The organism is Bradyrhizobium sp. WSM2793, assembly GCF_000379585.1.
Lineage (GTDB): Bacteria > Pseudomonadota > Alphaproteobacteria > Rhizobiales > Xanthobacteraceae > Bradyrhizobium.
Genome location: NZ_KB902813.1, coordinates 1 through 23,448, shown reverse-complemented (window position 1 = coordinate 23,448; position 23,448 = coordinate 1). Strand labels below are relative to the sequence as shown.

Here is a 23,448-nt window from a genome sequence, read left to right as displayed (position 1 = left end):
CAATGCATAAGAAGAGCCCTGAGGAAGCGGTCACCTCACTGCACGATCTGTCCGCGGTCGATCTGATCGCGGGCTACCGCGCCAAGCAATTCTCGCCGAGCGAGGTGCTGGAGGATTTGCTCACGCATGTCGCTGCGTGGGAGCCGCATCTGAAGGCGCTCTATGCATTCGATCCCGACGGCGCGCGCGAGGCCGCGAAGGCCTCGACCGCGCGCTGGTCCGGCGGTGAGCCATCCGGCGCGCTCGACGGCGTGCCTGTCACGGTGAAAGACAACATCGCGACCAAGGGCGTGCCGGTGCCGCTGGGCGCTGCCAGCGTCAAGCTGGTGCCGGCCGAAAAGGATGCCCCGCCCGCCGCCCGCCTGCGCGAGGCCGGCGCGGTCATCTTCGCCAAGACCACGATGCCCGATTACGGCATGCTGTCATCCGGACTCTCCAGTTTCCACGCACTCGCGCGCAATCCCTGGGACCTCTCGAAGAATCCCGGCGGCTCCAGCGCGGGCGCAGGCGCGGCTGCCGCGGCCGGCTATGGTCCGCTACATCTTGGCACCGATATCGGCGGCTCGGTCCGCCTGCCCGCGGGCTGGTGCGGCCTCGTCGGCCTGAAGCCGAGCTTCGGCCGCGTGCCGATCGACCCCACCTATGTCGGGCGCGTCGCCGGCCCCATGACCCGCACGGTCGACGATTGCGCGCTGATGATGAGCGTGATCGCAAAGCCCGACCGGCGCGACGGCATGAGCCTGCCCGCCGAGCCGCTGAACTGGAAGGGAGCAGAGAAGGCTCCGCGCAAGCTGCGCATCGGCCTGATGCTTGATCCCGGCTGCGGCCTGGCGCTGGAGAAACCGGTGCGCGAGGTCGCGGTGAAGGCGGCAAAAGCGTTCGAATCCGCAGGTAGCGTCGTGACCGAGGTCGACGGCATCCTGACGCGCGAGATGCTCGACGGCCTCGACAACTTTTGGCGCGCGCGGATGTGGGATGATCTGGCCAAGCTGACACCGGCCGAACAGGCCAAGGTGCTGCCCTATATCTTCAAATGGGGCGAGTCCGGCGCCAAGCTCTCTGGCATCGATGTCATCCGCGGCTTCAACCAGACCATGGCGATCCGGGCCGCGGCTTCAAAGCTGTTCTGCGAGCTTGATTACGTGATCTCGCCGACTGCACCGAACGTGAACTATCCGGCGGACTGGGCCTCGCCGACCAACGATCCGATGAAGCCGTTCGAGCACATCGCCTATACCGTGCCATGGAATATGTCGGAGAACCCGGCCATCTCCATCAACGGCGGCTTCGACGCCAAGGGCTTTCCCATCGGCGTGCAGATCGTCGGCCGCCGCTTCGACGATATTGGCGTGCTCGGCATGGCCAAGGCTTTTGAAGGTTTGCGCGGGCCGCAGAAGCCCTGGCCGAGGCCGCCGGCGAAGTAAGACGTTCTCGTCATTCCGGGAAGCGCGCCCTTTAAGCGCAAGCCCGGAAGTCTTTGGACAGGCAGCATGCGGAGCCTCTTGCTTACCCTCCCCCGGAGGGGGAGGGTCGGCTCACGTTGAGCGCAGCGAAATGTGAGACGGGGTGGGGTGACGGTCTCTCCGCGTCCAGCAGTGCCCGAGGGGAGAGATCACCCCACCCCGCTCGCGCTGCGCGCGATCGACCCTCCCCCCAGGGGAGGGTAAAGAAAACTCAAGCCCTGTGCCATCTGCGCAGCGAAAGAACAAAAGGAAGGAAACCACCATGGCGTATGAGACGATCAAATACGAGGTCGCCGAGCAGATCCTCACCATCACCCTGAACCGGCCCGACAAGCTCAACGCCTTCAACGCGCAGATGCAAGCAGAGCTGATCGACGCGTTCGATGCCGCCGACAAGGACGACAACGTCCGCGCCATTATCGTGACAGGCGCCGGTCGCGGTTTTTGCGCGGGCGCCGATCTGTCGTCGGGCGCCGACACATTCGATCGCGACGCCCGGCGCGGGCCCGTCAAACGCTTCGCCGACGGCAAGGTCGACTACAGCGATCCGCAGGTGCGCGACGGCGGCGGCCAGGTGACCTTGCGCATTTTCAAGTGCCTGAAGCCCGTCATCGCCGCCGTGAACGGCCCTGCGGTCGGCATCGGCGTCACCATGCAGCTCGCCATGGACATCCGCATTGCTTCCGACGCCGCTCGCTTCGGCTTCGTGTTCTCCCAGCGTGGCATCGTGCCGGAGGCGGCGTCGAGCTGGTTCCTGCCACGCATTGTCGGCATCTCGCAGGCGCTGGAATGGTGCTATTCGGGCCACGTCTTCCCGGCCCAGGAAGCCCTCGCCGGCCGTCTCGTCAGCAAGGTCGTCTCCCCTGATGACCTCCTGCCGACCGCCCGCGCGCTCGCCAAGGAGTTCGCGGCGAAGACCGCACCGGTATCGGTCGCGCTGATCCGCCAGATGATGTGGCGCATGATGGGCGCCGATGATCCGATGGAGGCCCACAAGGTCGACAGCCGCGGCATCTACGCCCGTGGCCGCTCCGACGATGTCAAGGAAGGCGTGGTGTCGTTCCTGGAAAAGCGCCCCGCGCAGTTCAAGAACAAGGTGTCCAGCGACATGCCGGACTATTTCCCGTGGTGGACGGAGCGGGAATACAAGTAGCTTCGTAGCTCTCGTAAGGTGGGCAAAGCGACTTGTCCGCCATAGCTCGAAGAGCGACGGCGGAAGCGTGCCCACGCACTTTTCGCAATCGAGAGAGATGGTGGGCACGGCGCAAGAGCGCCTTTGCCCACCCTACGGCACCGTCACTCCATCATCAGCGCGACACGCCCAATCGCCTTGCGGTCGATCAAGAGCCGCATGGCCTTCGCGTAATCTTCCAGTGGCAGGCGGTGTGAGACGTTGGGGCGCAGCTTGCCCTCCTCCGCCCATTGCAAGAGCGCTTTCAGGCGCACCTCGCCAAGTGCGGGATTCTTTCGTACCGCTTCGCCGGCACGCACGCCGAGCACGCTGGCGCCCTTGATCAGCAGCAGGTTGGTCTTGGCCGAACCGATGCCGCCGGTGAAGCCGATTACGAGGAGCCGCGCGCCCCAGGCGATACAGCGCATCGAGTCTTCGAAAACCTGGCCGCCGACGGGATCGAACACGATGTCCGCGCCGCGACCATCGGTGATGCGCTTGACGGCGTCGCGAAACGGCTCGCGGTCATACCGGATAAGATGATCGGCGCCGCGCGCCTTGGCGATGGCGAGCTTCTCGTCGCTGGACGCCGTCGCGATCACGGTGGCGCCCAGCATCTTGCCGATCTCGACGGCGGCCAATCCCGTGCCGCCACCGGCGCCATGCACCAGCAGCACCTCTCCCGGCTCGACCCGGCCGCGATCGATCAGCGCGTGATAGGCCGTGCCATGGCCGGCAAGATAGGTCGCAGCCTCGGCGTAGTCGAATGTCGACGGCATCGGGGTGAGCTGCGACGGCGTGACGATGGCCTCGTCGGTGAATGCGCCGTGCCGCATCTTCACGATGACCTTGTCGCCGACGGCAGCGCCCTTCGCCTCCGCACCCACTTCGGTCACGTCGCCGGCAGCTTCCATGCCGGGCGTGAACGGCAGCTCCGGCTTGAGCTGATATTGGCCGGCGGCCATCAGCACATCAGGAAAATTCAGCCCGGCGGCACGGATCGCGACCCGCACTTCGCCCGGCATCAAGGCGCGCGGCGGAAACTCTTCCAGCCGCAGGGTTTCGGGCGCGCCGAGCGCATGGCAGACGACGGCGCGCACCATCAGGCCGCGCTCGCCTTGCTGCGCTTGAGCGCTTCGCGGATGAGCGGCAGGCGGTCGTTGCCGAAATACATGTCGGTCTTATTGACAAAGATCGTCGGCGAGCCGAAGCCGCCGCGCGCGACCACCTCTTCCGTATTCGCCTTGAGCTGATCCTTGATCCCTTGCTCGGCGATGCCGGCGAAGAATTTTGGCTCGTCGATGCCGACCTTCCTGCAGATCCCGGCGAGCACGGAGTCCTGCGAGATATCCTTGTCCTCGCCCCAATAGGCCTCGAACACGGCGGTCGCGAACGGCACCATGTCCTTACCCAGCCAGATGCATCCGCGCATCGCCTTGACGCTGTTCACCGGAAACACCGTCGGCGGCATCTTGATCGCAAGGCCCGCCGAGCGCGACCAGTCCTGAAGGTCCTTCTTCATGTAGCGCGCCTTCAACGGCACCGGCGTCTCGCGCTGCGCATAGACGCTCGGATTGACCGTATTGAAGATGCCGCCGACCAGGATCGGTCTCCAGACGATCTCGGCGCCGAGTTCCCTGGCGAGCGGCTGGATGTTGTGGAAGGCGAGATAGGTCCAGGGGCTGGAACAGTCGAAGAAGAATTCGATCATGGCGTTTCCTTTGTAACGGACCTCGTCCTGAGGAGGCAGCGTAGCGGCCGTCTCGAAGGATGGCCACGGGTGACAGTCGGGCCTTCATGGTTCGAGACGCGCCTATGGCGCTCCTCACCATGAGGGACAGGCACTACTTCCTTCCCAACACTTCCTTCGCACGCTGGCCGAACATGATCTTGCGTGATTCCTCGTCGAACGGCTCTTTCACGAATTTTCCGATCGCAAGCCCCGCCTGCACCTGCGGCCTGGCGCGGACGTCGGCATACCAGCGTTTGACATTCGGATAGTCGTCGAGCGTAAAGCCCTGCGCCTTGTGGGTCATGGTCCAGGGGAAGCAGGCGATGTCGGCAATGGAATAGTCGCCGGCGACATAGGCGCCGGTCTTCTCCAGCTGCCGGTCGAGCACGCCGTAGAGCCGGGCCGCCTCGTCGCGATAGCGCTCGATCGCATAGGGGATCTTCTCCGCCGCATAGAGCGCAAAATGCCCGTGCTGGCCGAGCATCGGCCCGAGGCCGGCCATCTGCCACATCACCCATTGAATTGTAGTGGAACGGCCGCGCAAGTCGGCGGCCAGGAAGCGGCCGGTCTTCTCCGCGAGATAAATCAGAATTGCGCCGGTCTCGAACACCGAGAACGGCCCGCCGCCGTCGGCGGGTGCGTGATCGACGATCGCGGGGATGCGGTTGTTTGGGGAGATCGCCAGAAACTCGGGGCTGAACTGCTCGCCGGCGCGGATGTCGACGGGCTTCACGACATAGGGAAGTCTGAGCTCTTCCAGCATGATCGAGATTTTCCAGCCGTTTGGCGTCGGCGCGTAATGGAGATCGATCATGACGTTTCCCTCGGCATCCTTTGGCCTTCCCTGCCGATGCCGCCAGCTAAAATAACGACTTTTGTTGTTCTGTACCTTGACGTTAGGACATGGCAGGAAGGGGCGCAACACAACCCGCCGGAGGGCCGCCATGCTGTTTCCAACCACTATTGCCGGCTCCTTGCCGAAGCCGGAATGGCTTGCCGAACCCAATATGCTCTGGGCGCCCTGGAAGTCGCAGGGCGACGAGTTGCTCCGCGCCAAGCGCGACGCGACGTTGATCTGGCTGAAGATCCAGGAGGACGCCGGCATCGACATCCTCACCGAGGGCGAGCAGGCCCGGCAACATTTCGTGCACGGCTTCCTGGAGAAGATCGAAGGCATCGATTTCGCGCACAAGGTCGAGATGGGCATCCGCAAGGACCGCTACAAGGCGATGGTGCCGCAAGTGGTCGCCCCGCTGCGGCTCAAGGGCCGCGTCCATGCCTTCGAGGCGCGCGCGGCGCGCACGCACACGAAGAGGAAGCTGAAGTTCACCCTGCCCGGCCCGATGACCATCATCGACACCATTGCCGATCGCTACTATGGCGACCGCGTCAAGATGGCGTTTGCCTTCGCCGAGCTTTTGAATGAGGAGGCCAAGGCATTGCAGGCCGACGGCGTCGATCTCGTGCAGTTCGACGAGCCCACCTTCAACGTCTACATGGACGAGGTCAACGATTGGGGCATCAAGGCGCTGGAGCGCGCTGCGCAGGGCCTCACCTGCGCCACCGCCGTGCACATCTGCTACGGCTACGGCATCAAGGCCAACACCGACTGGAAGGAAACGTTGGGCAGCCAATGGCGGCAGTATGAGCAGATCTTTCCGGCGATCGACGCCAGCCCGATCCAGCAGGTCGCGATCGAATGCCGCAATTCGAAAGTGCCGCTCGATCTGCTGGAGCTGCTCAAGAACAAGATCGTGCAGGCCGGCGTGATCGACGTTGCCAGCGACACGGTGGAGACTGCAGAGGATGTCGTGAAGGTGATCGACGCGGTGTCGAAATTCGTCCCCAAGAGCAACATCATCGCCACCACCAATTGCGGCATGGCACCGATGCGGCGCGAGATCGCCGAAGCCAAGCTGATGGCGCTCGGCGCAGGCGCTGCGCTGGCGCGCGAGAAGCTGGGGTGAGGGCCGGGATCCGCAGGCCGCTCTGCTAGTCCAGAGCGGTCGGATGCAGCGCCGGTTGATATCCGGCGCTCAGTGCACGCAGTGTAGACGGGGGCGTCAGCAGCATTGGGCTCTCCAGCTCGTGCTCGGCGCGGGCATAGCCGGCTGGCGACCAAAGCAGCGCCCTTCCCTGCACCACCAGAAAGCTGTCTTCGCCCCGTTGAACCATCGCGCCGTCGGGCAATTCTGCCAGCGGCACCGGCGGCGCGTGCAGGCGCTTGCGGCCATGATCCAGACGCTCCAGGTGCAGCTCGGCGTCCATCGCCTTCGCGCTCACCTTGCTCACGCCATTCCCCACCTCCCACGCCGCGCGAAAGCGGTTGGCATCCTCGCGGCGGCAGAAGAAGCAGGGACGATGGCCCGCGGCAAACGCGGTGGCCTCGTCGAGGAAGAATAGCTCGGTCCAGCTGCGCCGCGCCATCACCGGCCGCCGCCAGCCGCGGAATTCGCACAAGCACGTAATCCACGCCGGCGACGACCAGCGCTTGTTCAGCAGCGTCTTCGTTGCGGGATCATGGATGATGCCGCGATTGCCGGTGAACAAGCCGCGATGCGGGGTGGCGATAATGTCGCCGGTCGGCAGGACGCGGTTTTGGAGAGGGCGAGTAGCGAATGGCGAATTGCGAGTGGAGGGGCTGCTATTCGCCATTCGCTACTCGCCATTCGCCTTTGATCACGCCGCGCCGTCGCGCAGCGGCGGGTGGTAGGACAGCGCGGTGTCCCAGGGGAAGAAGATCCAGGTGTCCTGCGAGACTTCCGTGATGAAGGTGTCGACGAGCGGGCGCCCCTTCGGCTTGGCGTAGACGGTAGCGAAATGTGCGTCGGGCAACATCTCGCGCACCAGCTTGCCGGTCTTGCCGGTGTCGACGAGATCGTCGACGATCAACAGCCCCTTGCCGGTGCCACCACCAAGCTTCATGGCCTGTTCCGAAATACCCTTGAGGACCTGGAGGTCGCCCTGCTTGTCGTGGTCGTAGCTGGCGACGCAGACCGTATCGATGATGCGCACGCCAAGCTCGCGCGCCACGATGGCGGCCGGCACCAGGCCGCCGCGGGTGATCGCGATGACGGCGTGGAACGGGCCGACTTCGTTGAGCCGCCAGGTCAGCGCCCGGCAGTCGCGGTGGAACTGGTCCCACGAGACCGGGAAGGCCTTGCCCGCCCGCTCCTGCGCACTCAGTTCCGGTGCTTCACCAGCCATTGTCGTCTCCTGCTTCGCCTGCCGGCAAATTCTCTGCTAACGGGTGATGTTCAATCCTGCCAGCATTTCCTTCACCGCGGCCATTGCTGCCGCGAGCTTGTCCGCATCGCGCGAGCGCACCACGAGGTTCGTATTCGGCTTTTGCTCCTCGTCCATGAAGGGGTAGCTGCCGATGATGGTGTCGGGATGGGCGGTGGCGATCGCGCGTAAGGGGCTGCCGATGTCGCCCTCCCGCGCATTGGCGCGGACCGATTCGGAGAGCATGCGCACGCCCGATTTCAGCTTGGGCGAGACGATGTCCATCATCGCCTGCATGATCGAGGGCACGCCGGCCATCACGATGACATTGCCGATCTTGAAGCCGGGCGCAAGGATGGTTGCGCTCTGGATCAGCTCGGCACCGTCGGGGATGCGGGCCATGCGCAAGCGGGCCTCGTTGAGGTCCTGCTCGCTCCAGCGCTCCTTGAAACGGGCGACCACCTCCGGATGGTGGTCGATGCCGACGCCAAACGCCTTGGCGACGCTGTCGGCGGTGATGTCGTCATGGGTCGGCCCGATGCCGCCGGTGGTGAAGACGTAGGTGTAGCGATGCCGCAGTGCATCCAAGGCTGCGATGATGTCGGGCTCGTCATCGGAGACGACCCGAACCTCCTTCAGGTCGATGCCGATATTGGTCAGGTATTCGGCGATGAAGCCGATATTCTTGTCCTTGGTCCGGCCGGACAGGATTTCGTCCCCAATGACCAGAATGCCCGCCGTGACGATCTCGCTCATAACTTAAGTCCCTCACCTGTGGCGCCGACTTTGCCGAGGTAACGCGTTGAAGTCACGCGGTTTTGCTGTCGAAATAAGCAGTCCTCAGCCATTTTTTCAGGCAAGCCGCCGGCCATCCCCGACAAATGCTGCCAGTCCCTGCTTATCGCGCTGGCCCGGCCCTTGCTACCACATGAAAGTCATGCACTCTTGCCGCATGGTCAGGACGTTGCGGCTTCACCAGGGCCTGGCGACCTGTCCATTGGCGCAACGCCTTGCGGAGAACAGTCGGCATCTATGGCAGTCGCGTTTGATGAAATGAATATTCCCGGCGGGGACCTTCGCCCCGCCTACCAGGAGCTGGCGCGCTGGCTCAAGGAGACGCCTCCCGAGGCGCTCGAATATCGCCGCCAGGAGGCCGAGCTCCTGTTCCGCCGCATCGGCATCACCTTCGCGGTCTATGGCGAGGCCGAATCCACCGAGCGCCTGATCCCCTTCGACGTGATCCCGCGGATCATGTCGGGTAAGGAATGGGCACTGCTGGAGAAGGGCCTGAAGCAGCGCGTGCGCGCGCTCAACATGTTCCTGCGCGACATCTATCACGGCCGCGACATCCTGCGCGCCGAGATCGTGCCCGACGATCTGATCTTCCAGAACCCGGTCTTCCGGCCCGAGATGAACGGTCAGCAGGTGCCGCACGACGTCTACGTGCACATTGCCGGCATCGACATCGTCCGGGTCGATGCCAACGACTTCATCGTGCTCGAGGACAATGCGCGCACGCCCTCCGGCGTGTCCTACATGTTGGAAAACCGCGAGATCATGATGCGGTTGTTTCCGGATCTGTTCGCCCGCCACAAGGTGGCGCCGGTCGAGCGCTATCCGGACGAGCTGCTCTCGGCGCTCCGCTCCGTCGCGCCGCTCAGCGCCTCGGGCGAGCCGACCGTCGCCCTGCTCACCCCCGGCGTCTACAACTCGGCCTATTACGAGCACTCCTTCCTCGCCGACAAGCTCGGCATCGAGCTGGTCGAGGGCCGCGATCTCATCGTCAAGAACAACGAAGTGTTCATGCGGACGACCGAAGGCGTGAAGCGGGTCGATGTAATCTATCGCCGCGTCGACGACGACTTCCTCGATCCGCTCACCTTCCGTCCCGATTCTGTGCTCGGCGTGCCCGGGCTGATGTCGGCCTATGCGGCCGGCAACATCACGCTCGCCAACGCCGTTGGCACCGGGATTGCCGACGACAAGGCGATCTACTCCTACATGCCGGATATCGTGAAATTCTATCTCGGCGAGGAGCCGATCCTGAAGAACGTCCCGACCTGGCGCTGCCGCGAGCCGAAGGATCTCGCCTATGTGCTGGACAATCTGAGCGAGCTCGTCGTCAAGGAAGTGCACGGCTCCGGCGGCTACGGCATGCTGATCGGGCCCGCCGCGACGAAGGCCACGATCGAAGCGTTCCGCGAGAAGCTCAAGCGCGAGCCCGAAGGCTTCATCGCCCAGCCGACGCTCGCGCTCTCGACCTGCCCGACTTGCACCGCAACCGGCCTCGCCCCGCGCCATGTCGATTTGCGGCCCTTCGTGCTCACCGGCAGCAAGAGCACCACTATCGTGCCGGGCGGCCTGACACGCGTCGCGCTGAAGGAAGGCTCCCTGGTGGTGAATTCGAGCCAGGGCGGCGGCACCAAAGACACCTGGATCCTGGACGAGTAGTCAGATGCTGTCGCGTACCGCCGAAAACCTCTACTGGCTCGCCCGCTACGTCGAACGGGCCGAATATCTCGCGCGCACCATCGATGCGACGCTGCGCGTCACCGCGCTTCCCGCCGCCTATGTCGGCAAGACCAATGAATGGGACTCGGCGCTGCTCACCGCCGGCGTCGCCGCCAGCTTCTATCAGACCTACGAGGAAGCCAACGAGCACAACGTCGTCGATTACCTCTCGTTCTCCGTGGACAATCCATCCTCGATCAGGAACTGCATCGAGGCGGCGCGGCTGAACTCGCGCTCGGTGCGCACCGCGCTGACCAGCGAGATGTGGGACACCATCAACTCGGCCTGGATCGAGCTTCAGGCGGTGTGGAGCAAGGGCACCTCGACGCGCGAGGACCTCGCCAAATTCCTGCGCTTCGTCCAGGAGACCTCGCTGCGCTTCGACGGTTCGGCCTACCGGACCATGTTGCGCAACGATGCCTACTGGTTTTCGCGGATGGGCGTGCATCTGGAGCGCGCCGACAACACCGCGCGCATTCTCGACGTGAAGTATCACGTGCTGCTGCCCGAGGAAGAGCATGTCGGTGGTCCCCTGGACTTCTACCAGTGGAGCTCGATCCTGCGCTCGGTCTCGGCGCTGACGGCCTATCACTGGGTCTATCGCGAGACGCTGAAGCCGTGGCTGATCGCGGATCTGCTCATCCTCAACGACACGCTGCCGCGCTCGCTCGCCAGCTGCTACGGCAATCTCGTGCGCAACCTCGACCAGATCGGCGTCGCCTATGGCCGCCAGGGCCCGGCCCAGCGCCACGCCCGCGGCATCCGTAACCGGCTGGAACACAGCAATATGAACGACATTTTCCAGCATGGCGTGCATGAATTCATTCAGGAATTCATCACCGACAATTCCAGGCTGGGCGAAATCATCACGAAGCAGTATTTGATCTGATGAACGCCGTCATTCCGGAATGGTCCGAAGGACCAGACCCGGAATCTCGAGATTCTCAAGTGCGCAATTACGCACTAGAGTTCGATGCTGACGCATCGCCCGGAATGGATCAAAACCACCATGCGCCTGCGAATCCTGCACACCACGACCTATCGCTACGAGCCGGCGGCCACCAGCGTAATCCAGATCCTGCGCATGACGCCCGGCAGCCATGACGGGCAATATGTGGCGGAATGGCAGATCGACGTCTCCACGGACACCAAGCTCGACACCCACGAGGACGCCTTCGGCAACGTCACCCATGTGCTGTCCTGCGGGCCTGTCGGCGACATCAAGATCACCGCCGAAGGCCTGATCGAGACCCACGACACCGGCGGCGTGCTGCGCGGGACCGACGAGCGCTTTCCGGCCGGCATGTTCTTGCGTGCCACCGACCTCACCTCGGTCAATCCGGCGATGATGGCGGTTGCGCGCCAATTGCGCAGCGAGGCCGAGAGCGACACGCTCGGCTTCCTGCATACGCTGATGACCGAGATCGCCGATCACATGACGTTCGACGAGGACCCGACCAACAGCGGCACCTCGGCGGCGGAGGCGTTCACGCTCAAGCGCGGGGTCTGCCAGGACTACGCGCACATCTTCATCGCCTGCGCCCGCGCCGGCGGCGTGCCGGCGCGCTTCGTCTCCGGCCATTTCCTGCGCGCGGACGGCACGGTGCATCAGGACGCCGGGCACGCCTGGGCGGAAGCCTTTGTGCCCGATCTCGGCTGGGTCGGCTTCGATCCCGCCAACAGCATCTGCGCCACCGACGCCCATGTCCGCGTCGCGATCGGGCTCGACTATCTCGGCGCGGCCCCGGTGCGCGGCACCCGCTATGGCGGCGGCGCCGAGACGCTGGCCGTGGCCGTGAAGGTCGAGCAGGCCGGCCGCGGCGGTCCGTCGCAATCGCAATCCCAACGGCAGAGCTAGGCGCAGCCGTTCGAGCGCATCGGTCGTGCTACACTCGCGGGGATCGAAGCTGCCCCCCCCCGCGAGGTACCCATGGCCACCGTAAAACTGCTTTCGGACGATGAACTCTCCACTGAAGCGCGCGCCGTCTTCGACGATATCCGCAAGGTGCGAAAGTCGGACTTCGTCAACAATTTCTGGCGTGCGCTGGCGCATGATCCGAAGACGCTGCGGCGGACGTGGGAGAGCATCAAGGAGGTGATGGCTCCCGGCGCACTCGATCCCAAGGTCAAGGAAATGCTTTATGTCGCGGTTTCGATCGCGCATGGCTGCAGCTACTGCATTCACTCCCACACCGCCGCCGCGCGGGCCAAGGGCATGACCGAGGCCGAATATGCCGAGCTGCTCGCCATCGTCGGCATGGCCGCGGAGACCAACCGGCTTGTCACGGCACTCGGCGTGCCGGTCGACGAGGCGTTTCTCGTCGATGCCGCGGATTGAGCGGCAGAGCTGGCTGCCACGCCCCGGAATGACGACGTTCCCCCGGGAATCGGGGGTTGGACCGGCTCCCGAAATTCGCTAGTAATTCCGCGCAAACGCGTTCGGGGACTGGAAATGACCTATTGCTGCGGAATCCTGGTTCGGGACGGTCTGGTGATGATCGCCGACACCCGCACCAATGCCGGCCTCGACAACGTCTCGACCTTCCGCAAGCTGCACATCTTCTCCAAGCCCGGCGAGCGCATCATGGCGATCGCCAGCGCCGGCAACCTCGCCATCAGCCAGTCCGTGCTCTCCACGCTGACCGAAGGCCTGGAGGACCCCAACACGGGCGAGCTCGAGACGCTAATGAACGCGCCGACCATGTTCCAGGCCGCCCAGCGCATCGGCCGGGCGATCCGCGCGGTGCACGCGACCGAGGGCCCGGCGCTGAGATCCGAGGACGTCTCGTTCGACGTCTCCTTCCTGTTCGGCGGCCAGATCAAGGGCTCCCGGATGCGCCTGTTCATGATCTACACCGCCGGCAATTTCATCGAATGCACCACCGATACGCCGTATTTGCAGATTGGCGAGCACAAATACGGCAAGCCGGTGCTCGACCGCGCCATGCATTACGACGTCGAGCTCTACGAGGCGCTGAAGACCGGCCTGATCTCGATGGATTCGACCATGCGTTCGAACCTCGGCGTCGGCCTGCCGATCGACGTGCTGGTGGTGCGCGCCGATGCCTGCGATGCCGATCTCAACCATCGCATCGAGGCCGGCGAGCCCTATTTCCACGATCTGCGCTCGCGCTGGTCGGCGGCGCTGCGCGCGGCGCACCAGAACATTCCACGGCCGCCCTACAAGAACGAAAAAGAACCCAAAACCTGACAGCATGAGAAAAGGCAGGAAACAATGAGTGAAGCAAACAAGATCGCAGTGGTGACGGGCGCCGGCACCGGTGTCGGGCGCGCCGCGTCGCTGGCATTGATGAACACCGGCTTCACCGTGGTGCTGGTCGGCCGCCGGCTCGACATGCTCGAGGAGACGGCGAAGCTCGGTCCCGCCGGGAAAAGCCTGTGCGTCACCGCCGACATGACCAAGCCGGATTCCATCGCCGCACTGTTCGACAAGGTGAAGGCCACCTATGGCCGGCTCGACGTGCTCTTCAACAATGCCGGCATGGGCGCTCCCGCGGTGAACTTCGAGGACCTCAGCCTCGAGCAGTGGCAGGCGGTGGTGAACACCAACCTCACCGGCCCGTTCCTGTGCACCCAGCACGCCTTCCGCATCATGAAGGACCAGACCCCGCGCGGCGGCCGCATCATCAACAACGGCTCGATCTCGGCGCATGCGCCGCGCCCGTTCTCGGCGGCCTACACCTCGACCAAGCACGCCATCACCGGTCTGACCAAGGCCAGCAACCTCGACGGCCGCATGTACGACATCGCGGTCGGCCAGGTCGACATCGGCAATGCCGCGACCCCGATGACCGATCGCATGGTCAACGGCCCCGGCGTGCTGCAGCCGGACGGCACCACCAAGCACGAGCCGCGCATGGATGCGAAAGCGGTCGGCGATGCCGTGGCCTACATGGCCGGCCTGCCGCTCGACGCCAACGTGCTGACCATGACGGTCATGGCAACCAAGATGCCGTTCGTCGGACGGGGTTGAAGCTAAAATTGCGAAAACAACCTCATGCACAGTAGGCGTCAAGAGGCGCCTGCTGCTGCTTGGCTGCGGGGGTGACGCGAGTTAAGTCCACGAGCTATCTCAACAATCGTCATTGCGAGCGCAGCAAAGCAATCCAGAATGCCTCCAAGGCAAGATTCTGGATTGCTTCGTCGCTTCGCTCCTCGCAATGACGTGGAGAGAGCGGAGGCCTACTCCAAGCTCTCCACCTGCCGCAGGCTGGGAAACAGCTTCATCCAGAGCAGCGCCACCGCAACCGTGGCAACGCCGCCGAGCACGGCGGCCGGCATGGCGCCGAGCAGCGCGGCGGCCACACCGCTTTCGAACTGGCCGAGCTGGTTCGAGGCGTTGATGAACAGGAAGTTCACCGCGCCGACCCGGCCGCGCATCTCGTCGGGGGTGGAGAGCTGCACCAGCGAGAAGCGGATCACGACGCTGATCGTGTCGGCGGCACCGAGCACGGCGAGCGCGAGCACCGACAGCCACATCCAGGAGGACAGCGCGAACACGATCGTGGCGAGGCCGAACACGATCACGGCCTGGAACATGCGCAGGCCCACGTGCCTCGAGATGGCGTGACGTGCCAGCACCATGGTCATCAGGAGCGCACCGACCGCCGGCGCGGCACGGAGCACGCCGAGCCCGACCGGACCGGTCTGGAGGATGTCGCGGGCATAGATCGGCAGCAGTGCGGTGACGCCGCCGAACAGCACCGCGAACAGGTCGAGCGAAATGGTGCCGAGGATCGCCGGATTGCTGCGAATGAAGCGAACGCCGGCAAAGATGTTGTCCGCGTCCATCCCCTCCTTCGCGATCGCCTGCGGACGCGGCCGGATGAAGCCGGTCAGGATCATGCCGAAGATCCAGAACAGCACCATCACGGCGTAGGCGAGATGCGGGGAAACCGCATAGGCGAAGCCGCCGAGCGCCGGCCCGGTGATGGTCGCGACCTGCGCCGCGCCGCTGGAGACGGCGGTGGCGCGCTGAAGCGAGCCCTGCGGCGCGATCAGCGGCAGCAGCGCCGCCGTGGTCGGGCTCTCGAACGCGCCGGCAATGCCGAGCACGAAGGTCGCGATGAAGATCTGGACTTCGCCGACCGCGCCGAGATAGGTGATGATTGCGAGATAGAGCGCGGTCGCCGCTTCAACGAGTTGGCAGAGCTGGACCACGCGCTTTCGCTCATAGCGGTCGGCGGCGTGGCCGGCGACGAACACCAGGAGCGCGGTAGGCAGGAACTGCACGAGGCCGACCATGCCGAGGTCGAAGGCCGAGCCGGTGAGATCGTAGATCTGCCAGCCGATCGCGACCGCCGCGATCTGGCTGGAAAAGCGCGACAGGCTGCGCGAGAGCAGGAAGAACAGGAACGCGCGATGGGCGAGAAGCGCGCGGGCGCTGACCGGCGGGTGTCCGGATATTGGTTGCTCTGGCATCGCCTTTTGGGCCACCCTCGGACCGCTCGCCCCCTCACTGTCGAAGGCCCCCGCGTGGCCGAGGTGGCCCCGCTTGTCAACAGTGGGGCGCTTCTGGCGGCCCCCGGCATTGCCTTTGCAGCGCCGGCACGGCCATAATCATTGAGGGTTTGGGGACATTATGCTGCGCTTGCAATCGGCACTCGGCATTTTCGCATTGCTGTTGATCGCCTTCGCGTTGGCGGAGAATCGGCGCGCGGTGTCGCTGCGGCAGGTGGCGATCGGCCTCGTCGCCACCTTCGTCACCGCGATCGTGCTCCTGAAGCTGCCGGTCGTCGCGCACGCCTTCGGCGCCATTAATGACGCGGTCGGTGCGATCTCGGCTGCCTCGCGCGCCGGCTCCGCCTTCGTGTTCGGATATGTCGGCGGCGGCGCCCTGCCCTTCGACGTCAAGGTGCCTGGCGCCGATTTCATCCTGGCGTTCCAGGCACTGCCGATCGTGCTGGTGATGAGCGTGCTGACGACGCTGCTATTCTACTGGCGCGTGCTGCCGCCGATCGTGCGCGGCATGGCCTGGCTGCTGGAGCGGACGCTGGGCGTCGGCGGCGCGGTGGGCCTCTCGACCGCCGCAAACATCTTTCTCGGCATGGTCGAGGCGCCGCTGTTCGTGCGGCCCTATCTGAAGCAGATGACCCGCAGCGAATTGTTCCTGGTGATGACCGGCGGCATGGCGGGCATCGCCGGCACGGTGCTGGTGCTCTATGCGACGCTCCTTGCTCCTCTCATTCCTGACGCGGCCGCGCATTTCGTCATCGCCTCCGTGCTGGGCGCGCCGGCCGCGATCCTCGTCAGCCTGATCATGGTGCCTGAAACCTCCGACACGCGTACCGGCGGCACGCTCGAAGATCCGGAGATGGAGGTCTCCAGCACGATGGACGCGATCGTGAAAGGCACCACCGCGGGGATCGAGCTGCTGATCAACATCGTCGCCATGCTGCTGGTGCTGGTGGCGTTGGTCTATCTCGTCAACGCTATGCTCGGCCTGCTGCCGAACGTTGGCGGCGCCGCGATCTCGTTACAGCGCCTGCTGGGGCTGGTTATGGCGCCGGTGTGCTGGCTGATGGGATTGCCATGGGATCAGGCGGTGACGGCCGGTAGCCTGATGGGCACCAAGACCGTGCTCAACGAATTGATCGCCTATGTCGACTTCTCGAAGCTGCCGGGCGATGCGCTCGACCCGCGCTCGCGCCTGATCATGCTGTACGCAATGTGCGGCTTCGCCAATTTCGCCAGCCTCGGCATCATGATCGGCGGCCTCGGCGTGATGGCGCCGGAGCGGCGCGAGGAGATCAACGCGCTGGGATTGAAGTCGATCGTATCGGGGACGCTGACGACTTGCTTGATGGGCGCGGTCGTGGGGGTGTTGGCTTGATGCCGTAGCCCGGATGAGCGCAGCGAGTATCCGGGATCAGCTTCGCCGCGGAGAGACGATCCCGGATGTCGCTGCGCTCATCCGGGCTACGAACCGGTCATTCCGGTCAACTGCACAATTTCGACTTCTGCAAGATGCGGCGCACCTCGGCCAGCTTGGCACGGCACGGTTCGGCCGCCATGGCTTTCGCCTCGCTTTCCCGTCCCTGCGCCCATAGCAACACCGCCATGAGGCCCTGTGCGCCGGAGCGCACCGGCCCACCCGCCACATCCGAAGCTGCGAGCGACATGGCGGTTCGCGCCTCTGTCTCCGCCGACCTCAGGTTGGCTTGTTCCAGGAAGAAGACCGCGCGGAACACGTGAGCCCGCGCGTCTTTCGGGTAGCGGGTGACGAGATCGAAAGACCGGCTGACCATCTCGTCAGACTTCGTCGGCACTTCCGATGCGCGGATATAGTGCACGGCATCGGCCATGTAGGACGAATAATGCACCGCGGCGAAGCCGGCGCAGATCAGAGCTCCGAGGGATGCTGCAAGCAACGTCATGCCGGCGCTCCGCGGCAGGCTGTCATAGGACCAGAAGGCGAGCCACGGCATGATCGCAAGCGCGGCGCCGGCCACCGCGCCGCCTGCATGGGCATAATAGTTGACATTGCCCGAGGCGCCGAAGGCCAGCGGCAGCAATGCGGGCACGCCGAAGAAGAGCGACGTCTTCAATCGCGATATGGTTTGATCGGCGTCCGCTTCGGGATCGAAGCTCGCGACGAACAGTGCCGCGATGAGCCCGGTAATGGCGCCGGACGCGCCGACGCCCACCGTGCCGGGGCCATTGCCCAGCAGAGAGCCGACCTCACCCGCCACTGCACTGGCGACGAAGATCAGCGCAAACCAGCCACGGCCGATCAGAGACTCCAGCCTGACGCCGACGATGAACAACCCAATGCAGTTGCTGATGAGGTGCCACCCGCTGCCATGCAGCAGCGGCGCAAGGCCAATCCTCCACCACTCTCCTCGTCCGACAACGAGATCGTAACCGGAGGCGCCCTGAGCGATCAGCGAGCGGACATCGAGGTCACCGTCCCGCGCAACGTCGATGGCCAGACTGCGTTGCAGAGCGAAGATCAGAAGCAGACCAAAAATCAGGCCAATGGTGAGGAAAGGGATATCGGCCAAAAGCTTGTTGTCGCCAAAAAGCGTCCCCTCACTAGGCAAGGCCTGAGCGGGGTCGCGCACGATCTCCCGAACGATCGGCGCAGCGACGGGTTGAAATGACGCTCTTGAGGGCGGCGCCGCGACGCCACGTCGGCCAAAAGTGTTGGTCGCCATGAAAGCACTCCCGCGTTTTCACAGCTTTGAGTTGACGGGAGAGGTATTTTCGACTGGTTAGCGCCCGCCCTGCGGAACAGCTGAAACCATCCGACTGGTAAGTGCCCGGTTTCGCAGATCGGGTGCTTTTTAGCGATCGTGACGGGAACGCTGACGAACGTGTTTGATGGGCGGTGGTGGGGCTGGAGGCAGCGAAGGTCCTGTAGCCCGGATGGAGCGCAGCGCAATCCGGGAAGGTCCGCGTCGTCGCACGCGGCCCCGGATTACGCTCCGCTCCATCCGGGCTACGAACCGTCATAGCAATGATAAGGAGAGAGATTGGCCTACGCCTTCAACTCCACCGTCTTGAATTCCGCCGGCAGGATTACCTCCAGCAGTTCGACGTCATCCGAATAATCCAGGATCATGTGCTTGATCTTCGGCGGCTGGGTCCAGGCGCTGCCTTCCTTCATCAAGGTCTCGCCTTGCCCGTCCATATAGGTCTTCACCCAGCCCTTGAGCACGTAGACCATCTGGAAGTCGACGTCGTGAAAATGCAGCTTCGACACCTCGGCCGGATCGCAAGGACCTTGCAGCCGGATCACGTGCGCTTGCGCGAGGCCGTGGCTTGCGTCGGCGATGCCGAGGTCGCGGTATTTCGCGTAAGCGCGCAGGCCATCGGCCTTGAAGTCTTCCTCGCGGTGATGGCTGATCGCGATGCGCTGCCTGGGCCGCGCCGGCTTCTTCGGCGCGGCGGTGCGGGCCTTCGCCTTCACCGCCTTGCGTGCCGAGGATCGCGCCGCCGCTTTGGCGCCGCTCCGCTTCTTCACTGCGGTCTTCGTTGCGGGTCTTGATGCCTTTTGCTTGGCCATTGTCTGCCTCCCTGATCTGAGCCGCGCCCGCCGGACGGGTACAACCCGAGCACAGATTATCCAGTCTTGGATGAGGCGGCAATTGCCGGGCGCGAGGCTGACGGCTCGATGACCCGATCGGTCGTAGCTTGTCCCAAGCTGTCGTGGCGAACGGCCGTCGTCTCGTATTCGTTCTCTCGCTGAATTAATCTCGAAGAGAGATTCTGGGGGATTGAAGCCATGGGCAACAGCGTAGGTCAGCGTGCATTTCAAAATGCCCGGCTTCAGAAACGGCAAAAAGCCGAAGTGCTGCCGTTGCTCGGGCATGCGCTCCAGCTCCACAAGATGGGGCTTCTCGCCGAGGCCCAGGCTGCCTATCGGCAACTCCTGCAGCTCGCGCCCAGCCAATTCATGGCGCTGCACATGCTCGGCGCTTTGGAGTCTGATGCCAAGAACTTTCAGCAGGCCGAAATCCTGCTGAGCCGAGCGGTCGCCGTGGATCCGCAATCTGCCGATGCTCATATGAGGCTGGGCGTCGCGCTCAACGGGCTGCGGCGTCACGACGAGGCCTGCGCGAGCTATCGAAAGTCCCTCGCCTTGCGGCCCAACCACGCCGCAACCCTCTCCAATCTCGGTAACGCGAGCGTGGCCCTCGACCTTCACGAGGAGGCGCTCCATAGCTACGACAAAGCGATCGCACTCAACTCAAGCCTTGCCGAAGCCCACAACGGCCGGGGTTGGGCGCTGTGCCGTCAGCGCAATTACGACGAGGCCGTCGCAAGCTTGAACCGCGCGCTGTCGATCAAGCCTGACTATGCCGCGGCGCTTGCAAACCGTGCCACGGCTTTACGGGAACTTCAGCGATTTGACGAAGCGCTGGCAGACGGCAATCAGGCGATTGCGCTGGCACCCGACGACGCGAATGGGTGGCTCGCGCGGGCCAGTGTCCTGCTCCAGATCCAGCAAATTGCCCACGCATCCCACGACTGCCAGCAGGCGCTCGCGATCGATCCAGATTCCATTCAAGCTCACCTGGTGCTGGGTCTTTGCCTCGCCGGACTTGGCCGGGTCAATGAGGCCCTCGCCAGTTTCGACAGAGCCCTCGACATCCAGCCTGACCTGCAGAGCGCGATCTCCAACAAGATATTCACGCTCGATTTTGCGGGGGACGCCACCGTTGAACGGCATCAGCAGGCGCGTCAGGTGTGGTGGGAGCGTGTCGGCGCGAAAATCGCTTCAGGCGCGGCGAGACCGCATGACAACAGCCGCGATCCGGATCGCCGTCTGGTGCTCGGTTATGTCTCGTCGGATTTCAACGCGCATTCGGCCGCGTTGATTTTCAAGCCGGTGCTCCAACACCATGAGCGGGCACAGTTCGAGGTCGTGTGCTACGCTTGTTCGTCGAAAGTGGATGCGACGACCGGCGAATTTCAGGGGATCGCCGATCGATGGCGCGACGCCTCGCAATGGACCGAAGATCGCCTCACTGCCGAGATCCGCGCCGACGGCATCGACATCCTGATCGATCTGTCCGGCCATACCAGAGGTAACCGCCTCGGCGTGTTCGCGCGCAAGCCGGCACCGATCCAGGTGCATGGCTGGGGCCACGGCACCGGCACCGGGCTGCCGACGATCGATTATCTGATGTCGGATCCGGTCGCGATTCCTCACGAGGTTCGGCATCTGTTTGCCGAGACCATTGTCGACCTGCCGTGCTTCGTGACACTGGCGTCGCTGCCGACCGAGATTCCGCGGGCACCAACGCCGGCGATCTCGAACGGTTTCGTCACCTTCGGCGTCTTCAACCGCATCAGCAAGATTTCGGACGAGGCAGCGCAGGTCTGGTCCAGGATTCTCGAGCGGGTGCCGGGCTCGCGACTGCTGATCAAGGATGTTGCCTTGGACGACCAGTTGGTCCGCGAAAATTTGCTGGCCCGGTTCGAGGCTTGCGGATTGCCGGCCGAACGCGTCGATCTGCTCGGCGCCACCTTGCGAAGCGAACATCTGGCATCGTTCAATCGCGTCGATATCTGCCTCGACCCGTTCCCGCAGAATGGCGGCGTCAGCACATGGGAAGCCTTGCAGATGGGCGTGCCGGTGGTGGCGAAGCTCGGCAACAGCCTGCCCAGCCGTGCTGCCGGCTCCATCCTCACCGCACTCGGCTTGCCGGACTGGGTCACCGACAGCCATGAGACGTATGTCGAAATCGCAACGAGCCGAGGTTCTGAGATCAGCGAGCTCGACAGGTTGCGCCGCGAGCTGCCCGACAAGATCCGGGCCGCAGCCGCCAGCAACCCCGTCTCATACGGGCGAGCGGTCGACGAGGCCTATCGCGCGATGTGGAGACGCTATTGCAGCGAGGGCGCCTGATCGCCCCTCAGGTGATCACGGGAATAGCGCGTTCGCCCGGCGCAGCTGCAACGGAGATATCGTAGGGTAGGCAAAGCGACTTGTCCGCCGTAGCTCGAAGAGCGAAGGCGGAAGCATGCCCACCTTCCGTGCGCGATCATGGATGGTGGGCACGGCGCTTAAGCGCCTTTGCCCACCCTACGGGACCGGTGTGCGCCTCAATGCAGCCGGAACACGCCATCCACGGCGCGCAGCTCGGCCGGCTTGATCAGCTTGGAGTGCGCGACGGTGACCGAATGGAGGGGACCGTCGAGCTTTTCCTGCCAGAAGGCCAGGAAATCCTTCAGCGCCGGGAATTTCGGAAACAGGTCGTAGTTCTGCCAGACGTAGGTCTGGAGCAGCGAGGGATGATCCGGCATCCGGTAGAGGATTTGCGCCGTCGTCAGCCCGTAACCTAGAAGCTGTTTCCGGAAGTCCTCGGAAACGCCCCCACTCCGTACGCCCATGCCAACCTCCTTTGCAGGAGCGCATTCAAGGGGCGGCCTGGTCGGTGTGCGCCTGACGAGCCACCCGGTACTGATGCGCTCACATGAGAGAAATGTGACGCAAACTGACAACCCATCTCAAGCCCAAAAGTTTAACAAGCTGTTGAAATTCAATGCGTTAGCAGCAGAGGCGGCACCGTGCTAATACGGGCCCGGCCTCGGTTAACGATGGAAAAGAGATTCTGGCAGTCCGCGCTTCCGGGTGCTGATTTTTCTGCTAGAAGCCCTTGCTCCCACAAAATTCCTGTCCTATTTCAGCTTCGCTCGTGCTAGCACTCGCGGGCATCGACTGCTAACATCCCTTGAAACATCAATCTGAGCAAATGCTTAGGAGGACTGCATGAAATTCCGTCCGCTTCACGACCGCGTCGTGGTCAAGCGCATCGACGCAGAAGAGAAGACCGCTGGCGGCATCATCATTCCCGACACGGCCAAGGAAAAGCCCTCGCAGGGCGAAGTCGTCGCCGTCGGCCCCGGTGGCCGCGACGAAGCCGGCAAGCTGATCCCGATCGACCTGAAGGTCGGCGACCGCGTGCTGTTCGGCAAGTGGTCCGGCACTGAAGTCAAGATCGACAGCCAAGACCTGCTGATCATGAAGGAAAGCGACATCATGGGCGTTCTCGACGTCCCCGCTTCCAAGAAGAAGGCGGCCTAAGAGCCTCTCTTTCCCTCCAGTCAAACATTATCCAAGGAAAATTCCAGATGGCAGCCAAAGAAGTCAAATTCTCGGTTGAAGCGCGCGACAAGATGCTGCGCGGCGTCGACGTTCTCGCCAACGCGGTGAAGGTCACGCTCGGCCCGAAGGGCCGCAACGTCGTCCTCGACAAGTCGTTCGGCGCTCCCCGCATCACCAAGGACGGCGTCACCGTCGCCAAGGAGATCGAGCTCGAGGACAAGTTCGAGAACATGGGCGCGCAGATGGTGCGCGAAGTCGCCTCCAAGTCCGCTGACGCGGCCGGCGACGGCACCACCACCGCCACCGTGCTGGCCCAGGCGATCGTGAAGGAAGGCGCCAAGTCGGTCGCCGCCGGCATGAACCCGATGGACCTGAAGCGCGGTATCGACCTCGCGGTCGAAGCCGTGGTTGCGGACCTCCAGAAGAACTCCAAGAAGGTCACCTCGAACGACGAGATCGCCCAGGTCGGCACCATCTCGGCGAACGGCGACCAGGAGATCGGCAAGTTCCTCTCCGACGCCATGAAGAAGGTCGGCAACGAGGGTGTCATCACCGTCGAGGAAGCCAAGTCGCTCGAGACCGAGCTCGACGTCGTCGAGGGCATGCAATTCGACCGCGGCTACATCTCGCCCTACTTCGTCACCAACGCCGACAAGATGCGCGTTGAGATGGACGACGCCTACATCCTCATCAACGAGAAGAAGCTCTCCTCGCTGAACGAGCTGCTGCCGCTGCTCGAGGCCGTGGTGCAGACCGGCAAGCCGCTGGT

23 protein-coding genes are annotated in these 23,448 nt (G+C 64.0%); 13 read left to right on the top strand and 10 right to left on the bottom strand.

Translation table 11 applies throughout. The features are described 5' to 3' along the window. The first annotated feature begins 2 nt into the window (after positions 1–2). Both A3AS_RS0134710 and A3AS_RS0134705 read left to right on the top strand, forming a co-directional pair. The gene (locus A3AS_RS0134710; protein ID WP_018322079.1) at positions 3–1,424 is read left to right on the top strand and encodes an amidase; all 1,422 of its coding nucleotides are present in this window, start codon (positions 3–5) and stop codon (positions 1,422–1,424) included. A 301-nt stretch (positions 1,425–1,725) separates the two neighbouring features. Then, on the top strand, positions 1,726–2,616 hold the full coding sequence (locus A3AS_RS0134705) for a crotonase/enoyl-CoA hydratase family protein (RefSeq protein ID WP_018322078.1): 891 nt from the start codon (positions 1,726–1,728) through the stop codon (positions 2,614–2,616). A gap of 143 nt (positions 2,617–2,759) precedes the next feature. Here the strand turns inward: A3AS_RS0134705 and A3AS_RS0134700 are convergent, their stop codons facing one another. From A3AS_RS0134700 to A3AS_RS0134690, 3 genes are all read right to left on the bottom strand, one after another. After that, positions 2,760–3,737 carry an NADPH:quinone oxidoreductase family protein gene (locus tag A3AS_RS0134700; RefSeq protein WP_018322077.1) on the bottom strand — a complete coding sequence of 326 codons (978 nt, stop codon included), beginning with the start codon at positions 3,735–3,737 and terminating at the stop codon, positions 2,760–2,762. After that, the gene (locus A3AS_RS0134695) at positions 3,737–4,345 is read right to left on the bottom strand and encodes a 2-hydroxychromene-2-carboxylate isomerase (protein ID WP_018322076.1); all 609 of its coding nucleotides are present in this window, start codon (positions 4,343–4,345) and stop codon (positions 3,737–3,739) included. The genes A3AS_RS0134700 and A3AS_RS0134695 overlap by 1 nt, the downstream gene beginning before the upstream one ends. 133 nt (positions 4,346–4,478) lie before the next feature. After that, entirely contained in the window at positions 4,479–5,180 is a 702-nt protein-coding gene (locus A3AS_RS0134690) for a glutathione binding-like protein (RefSeq protein ID WP_018322075.1), read from the bottom strand. A gap of 130 nt (positions 5,181–5,310) precedes the next feature. On the opposite strand from A3AS_RS0134690, the gene A3AS_RS0134685 reads away from it, so the two are divergent. After that, the gene (locus A3AS_RS0134685; RefSeq protein ID WP_018322074.1) at positions 5,311–6,333 is read left to right on the top strand and encodes a methionine synthase; all 1,023 of its coding nucleotides are present in this window, start codon (positions 5,311–5,313) and stop codon (positions 6,331–6,333) included. Positions 6,334–6,358: 25 nt separating this feature from the next. On the opposite strand, the gene A3AS_RS0134680 is transcribed toward A3AS_RS0134685, so the two are convergent. Genes A3AS_RS0134680 through A3AS_RS0134670 form a run of 3 tightly spaced genes read right to left on the bottom strand, consistent with a single transcriptional unit; the run spans position 6,359 to position 8,347 of the window. Further along, on the bottom strand, positions 6,359–7,021 hold the full coding sequence (locus A3AS_RS0134680) for a hypothetical protein (RefSeq protein WP_018322073.1): 663 nt from the start codon (positions 7,019–7,021) through the stop codon (positions 6,359–6,361). Positions 7,022–7,045: 24 nt separating this feature from the next. Further along, positions 7,046–7,573, bottom strand: coding sequence for a xanthine phosphoribosyltransferase (gene gpt / locus A3AS_RS0134675; RefSeq protein WP_018322072.1), 528 nt, complete (start codon positions 7,571–7,573; stop codon positions 7,046–7,048). 36 nt (positions 7,574–7,609) lie between these two features. Further along, positions 7,610–8,347, bottom strand: coding sequence for a molybdopterin-binding protein (locus A3AS_RS0134670; RefSeq protein WP_018322071.1), 738 nt, complete (start codon positions 8,345–8,347; stop codon positions 7,610–7,612). Between the two features lie 276 nt (positions 8,348–8,623). On the opposite strand from A3AS_RS0134670, the gene A3AS_RS0134665 reads away from it, so the two are divergent. The 6 genes from A3AS_RS0134665 (at position 8,624) to A3AS_RS0134640 (ending at position 14,096) form a co-directional block, all read left to right on the top strand. Next, positions 8,624–10,042: a circularly permuted type 2 ATP-grasp protein gene (locus A3AS_RS0134665; RefSeq protein ID WP_018322070.1), complete on the top strand. Its 1,419-nt coding sequence runs from the start codon at positions 8,624–8,626 to the stop codon at positions 10,040–10,042. Between the two features lie 4 nt (positions 10,043–10,046). Then, on the top strand, positions 10,047–10,991 hold the full coding sequence (locus A3AS_RS0134660) for an alpha-E domain-containing protein (RefSeq protein WP_018322069.1): 945 nt from the start codon (positions 10,047–10,049) through the stop codon (positions 10,989–10,991). A gap of 120 nt (positions 10,992–11,111) precedes the next feature. Further along, positions 11,112–11,960 carry a transglutaminase family protein gene (locus A3AS_RS0134655; RefSeq protein ID WP_026202673.1) on the top strand — a complete coding sequence of 283 codons (849 nt, stop codon included), beginning with the start codon at positions 11,112–11,114 and terminating at the stop codon, positions 11,958–11,960. Between the two features lie 72 nt (positions 11,961–12,032). Then, a complete protein-coding gene (locus A3AS_RS0134650; protein ID WP_018322067.1) occupies positions 12,033–12,440 on the top strand; it encodes a carboxymuconolactone decarboxylase family protein in 408 nt (135 codons plus the stop codon). Between the two features lie 114 nt (positions 12,441–12,554). Continuing rightward, a complete protein-coding gene (locus A3AS_RS0134645; RefSeq protein ID WP_018322066.1) occupies positions 12,555–13,313 on the top strand; it encodes a proteasome-type protease in 759 nt (252 codons plus the stop codon). Positions 13,314–13,337: 24 nt separating this feature from the next. Further along, on the top strand, positions 13,338–14,096 hold the full coding sequence (locus A3AS_RS0134640) for an SDR family oxidoreductase (protein ID WP_018322065.1): 759 nt from the start codon (positions 13,338–13,340) through the stop codon (positions 14,094–14,096). Positions 14,097–14,305: 209 nt separating this feature from the next. Here the strand turns inward: A3AS_RS0134640 and A3AS_RS0134635 are convergent, their stop codons facing one another. Further along, positions 14,306–15,544 (bottom strand): MFS transporter, encoded by a 1,239-nt coding sequence (locus A3AS_RS0134635; RefSeq protein WP_049815079.1) that lies wholly within the window; start codon positions 15,542–15,544, stop codon positions 14,306–14,308. Positions 15,545–15,704: 160 nt separating this feature from the next. On the opposite strand from A3AS_RS0134635, the gene A3AS_RS0134630 reads away from it, so the two are divergent. After that, on the top strand, positions 15,705–16,955 hold the full coding sequence (locus A3AS_RS0134630) for a NupC/NupG family nucleoside CNT transporter (protein ID WP_018322063.1): 1,251 nt from the start codon (positions 15,705–15,707) through the stop codon (positions 16,953–16,955). A gap of 106 nt (positions 16,956–17,061) precedes the next feature. Here A3AS_RS0134630 and A3AS_RS0134625 read toward each other — a convergent pair whose 3' ends face one another. Both A3AS_RS0134625 and A3AS_RS0134620 read right to left on the bottom strand, forming a co-directional pair. After that, entirely contained in the window at positions 17,062–18,186 is a 1,125-nt protein-coding gene (locus A3AS_RS0134625; RefSeq protein WP_245283349.1) for a rhomboid family intramembrane serine protease, read from the bottom strand. A gap of 416 nt (positions 18,187–18,602) precedes the next feature. Further along, positions 18,603–19,130 (bottom strand): cupin domain-containing protein, encoded by a 528-nt coding sequence (locus A3AS_RS0134620; protein ID WP_018322061.1) that lies wholly within the window; start codon positions 19,128–19,130, stop codon positions 18,603–18,605. Between the two features lie 219 nt (positions 19,131–19,349). Between A3AS_RS0134620 and A3AS_RS0134615 the strand changes: the two genes are divergently transcribed. After that, on the top strand, positions 19,350–21,479 hold the full coding sequence (locus A3AS_RS0134615; protein WP_018322060.1) for a tetratricopeptide repeat protein: 2,130 nt from the start codon (positions 19,350–19,352) through the stop codon (positions 21,477–21,479). A gap of 197 nt (positions 21,480–21,676) precedes the next feature. Here the strand turns inward: A3AS_RS0134615 and A3AS_RS0134610 are convergent, their stop codons facing one another. Beyond that, a complete protein-coding gene (locus tag A3AS_RS0134610; protein ID WP_018322059.1) occupies positions 21,677–21,964 on the bottom strand; it encodes an usg protein in 288 nt (95 codons plus the stop codon). A 379-nt stretch (positions 21,965–22,343) separates the two neighbouring features. On the opposite strand from A3AS_RS0134610, the gene A3AS_RS0134605 reads away from it, so the two are divergent. After that, positions 22,344–22,658, top strand: a complete 315-nt coding sequence (locus tag A3AS_RS0134605) for a co-chaperone GroES (protein ID WP_018322058.1) — start codon at positions 22,344–22,346, stop codon at positions 22,656–22,658. Between the two features lie 47 nt (positions 22,659–22,705). Continuing rightward, the coding region (gene groEL / locus A3AS_RS0134600) for a chaperonin GroEL (protein WP_018322057.1) at positions 22,706–23,448 on the top strand (743 nt) is incomplete at its 3' end.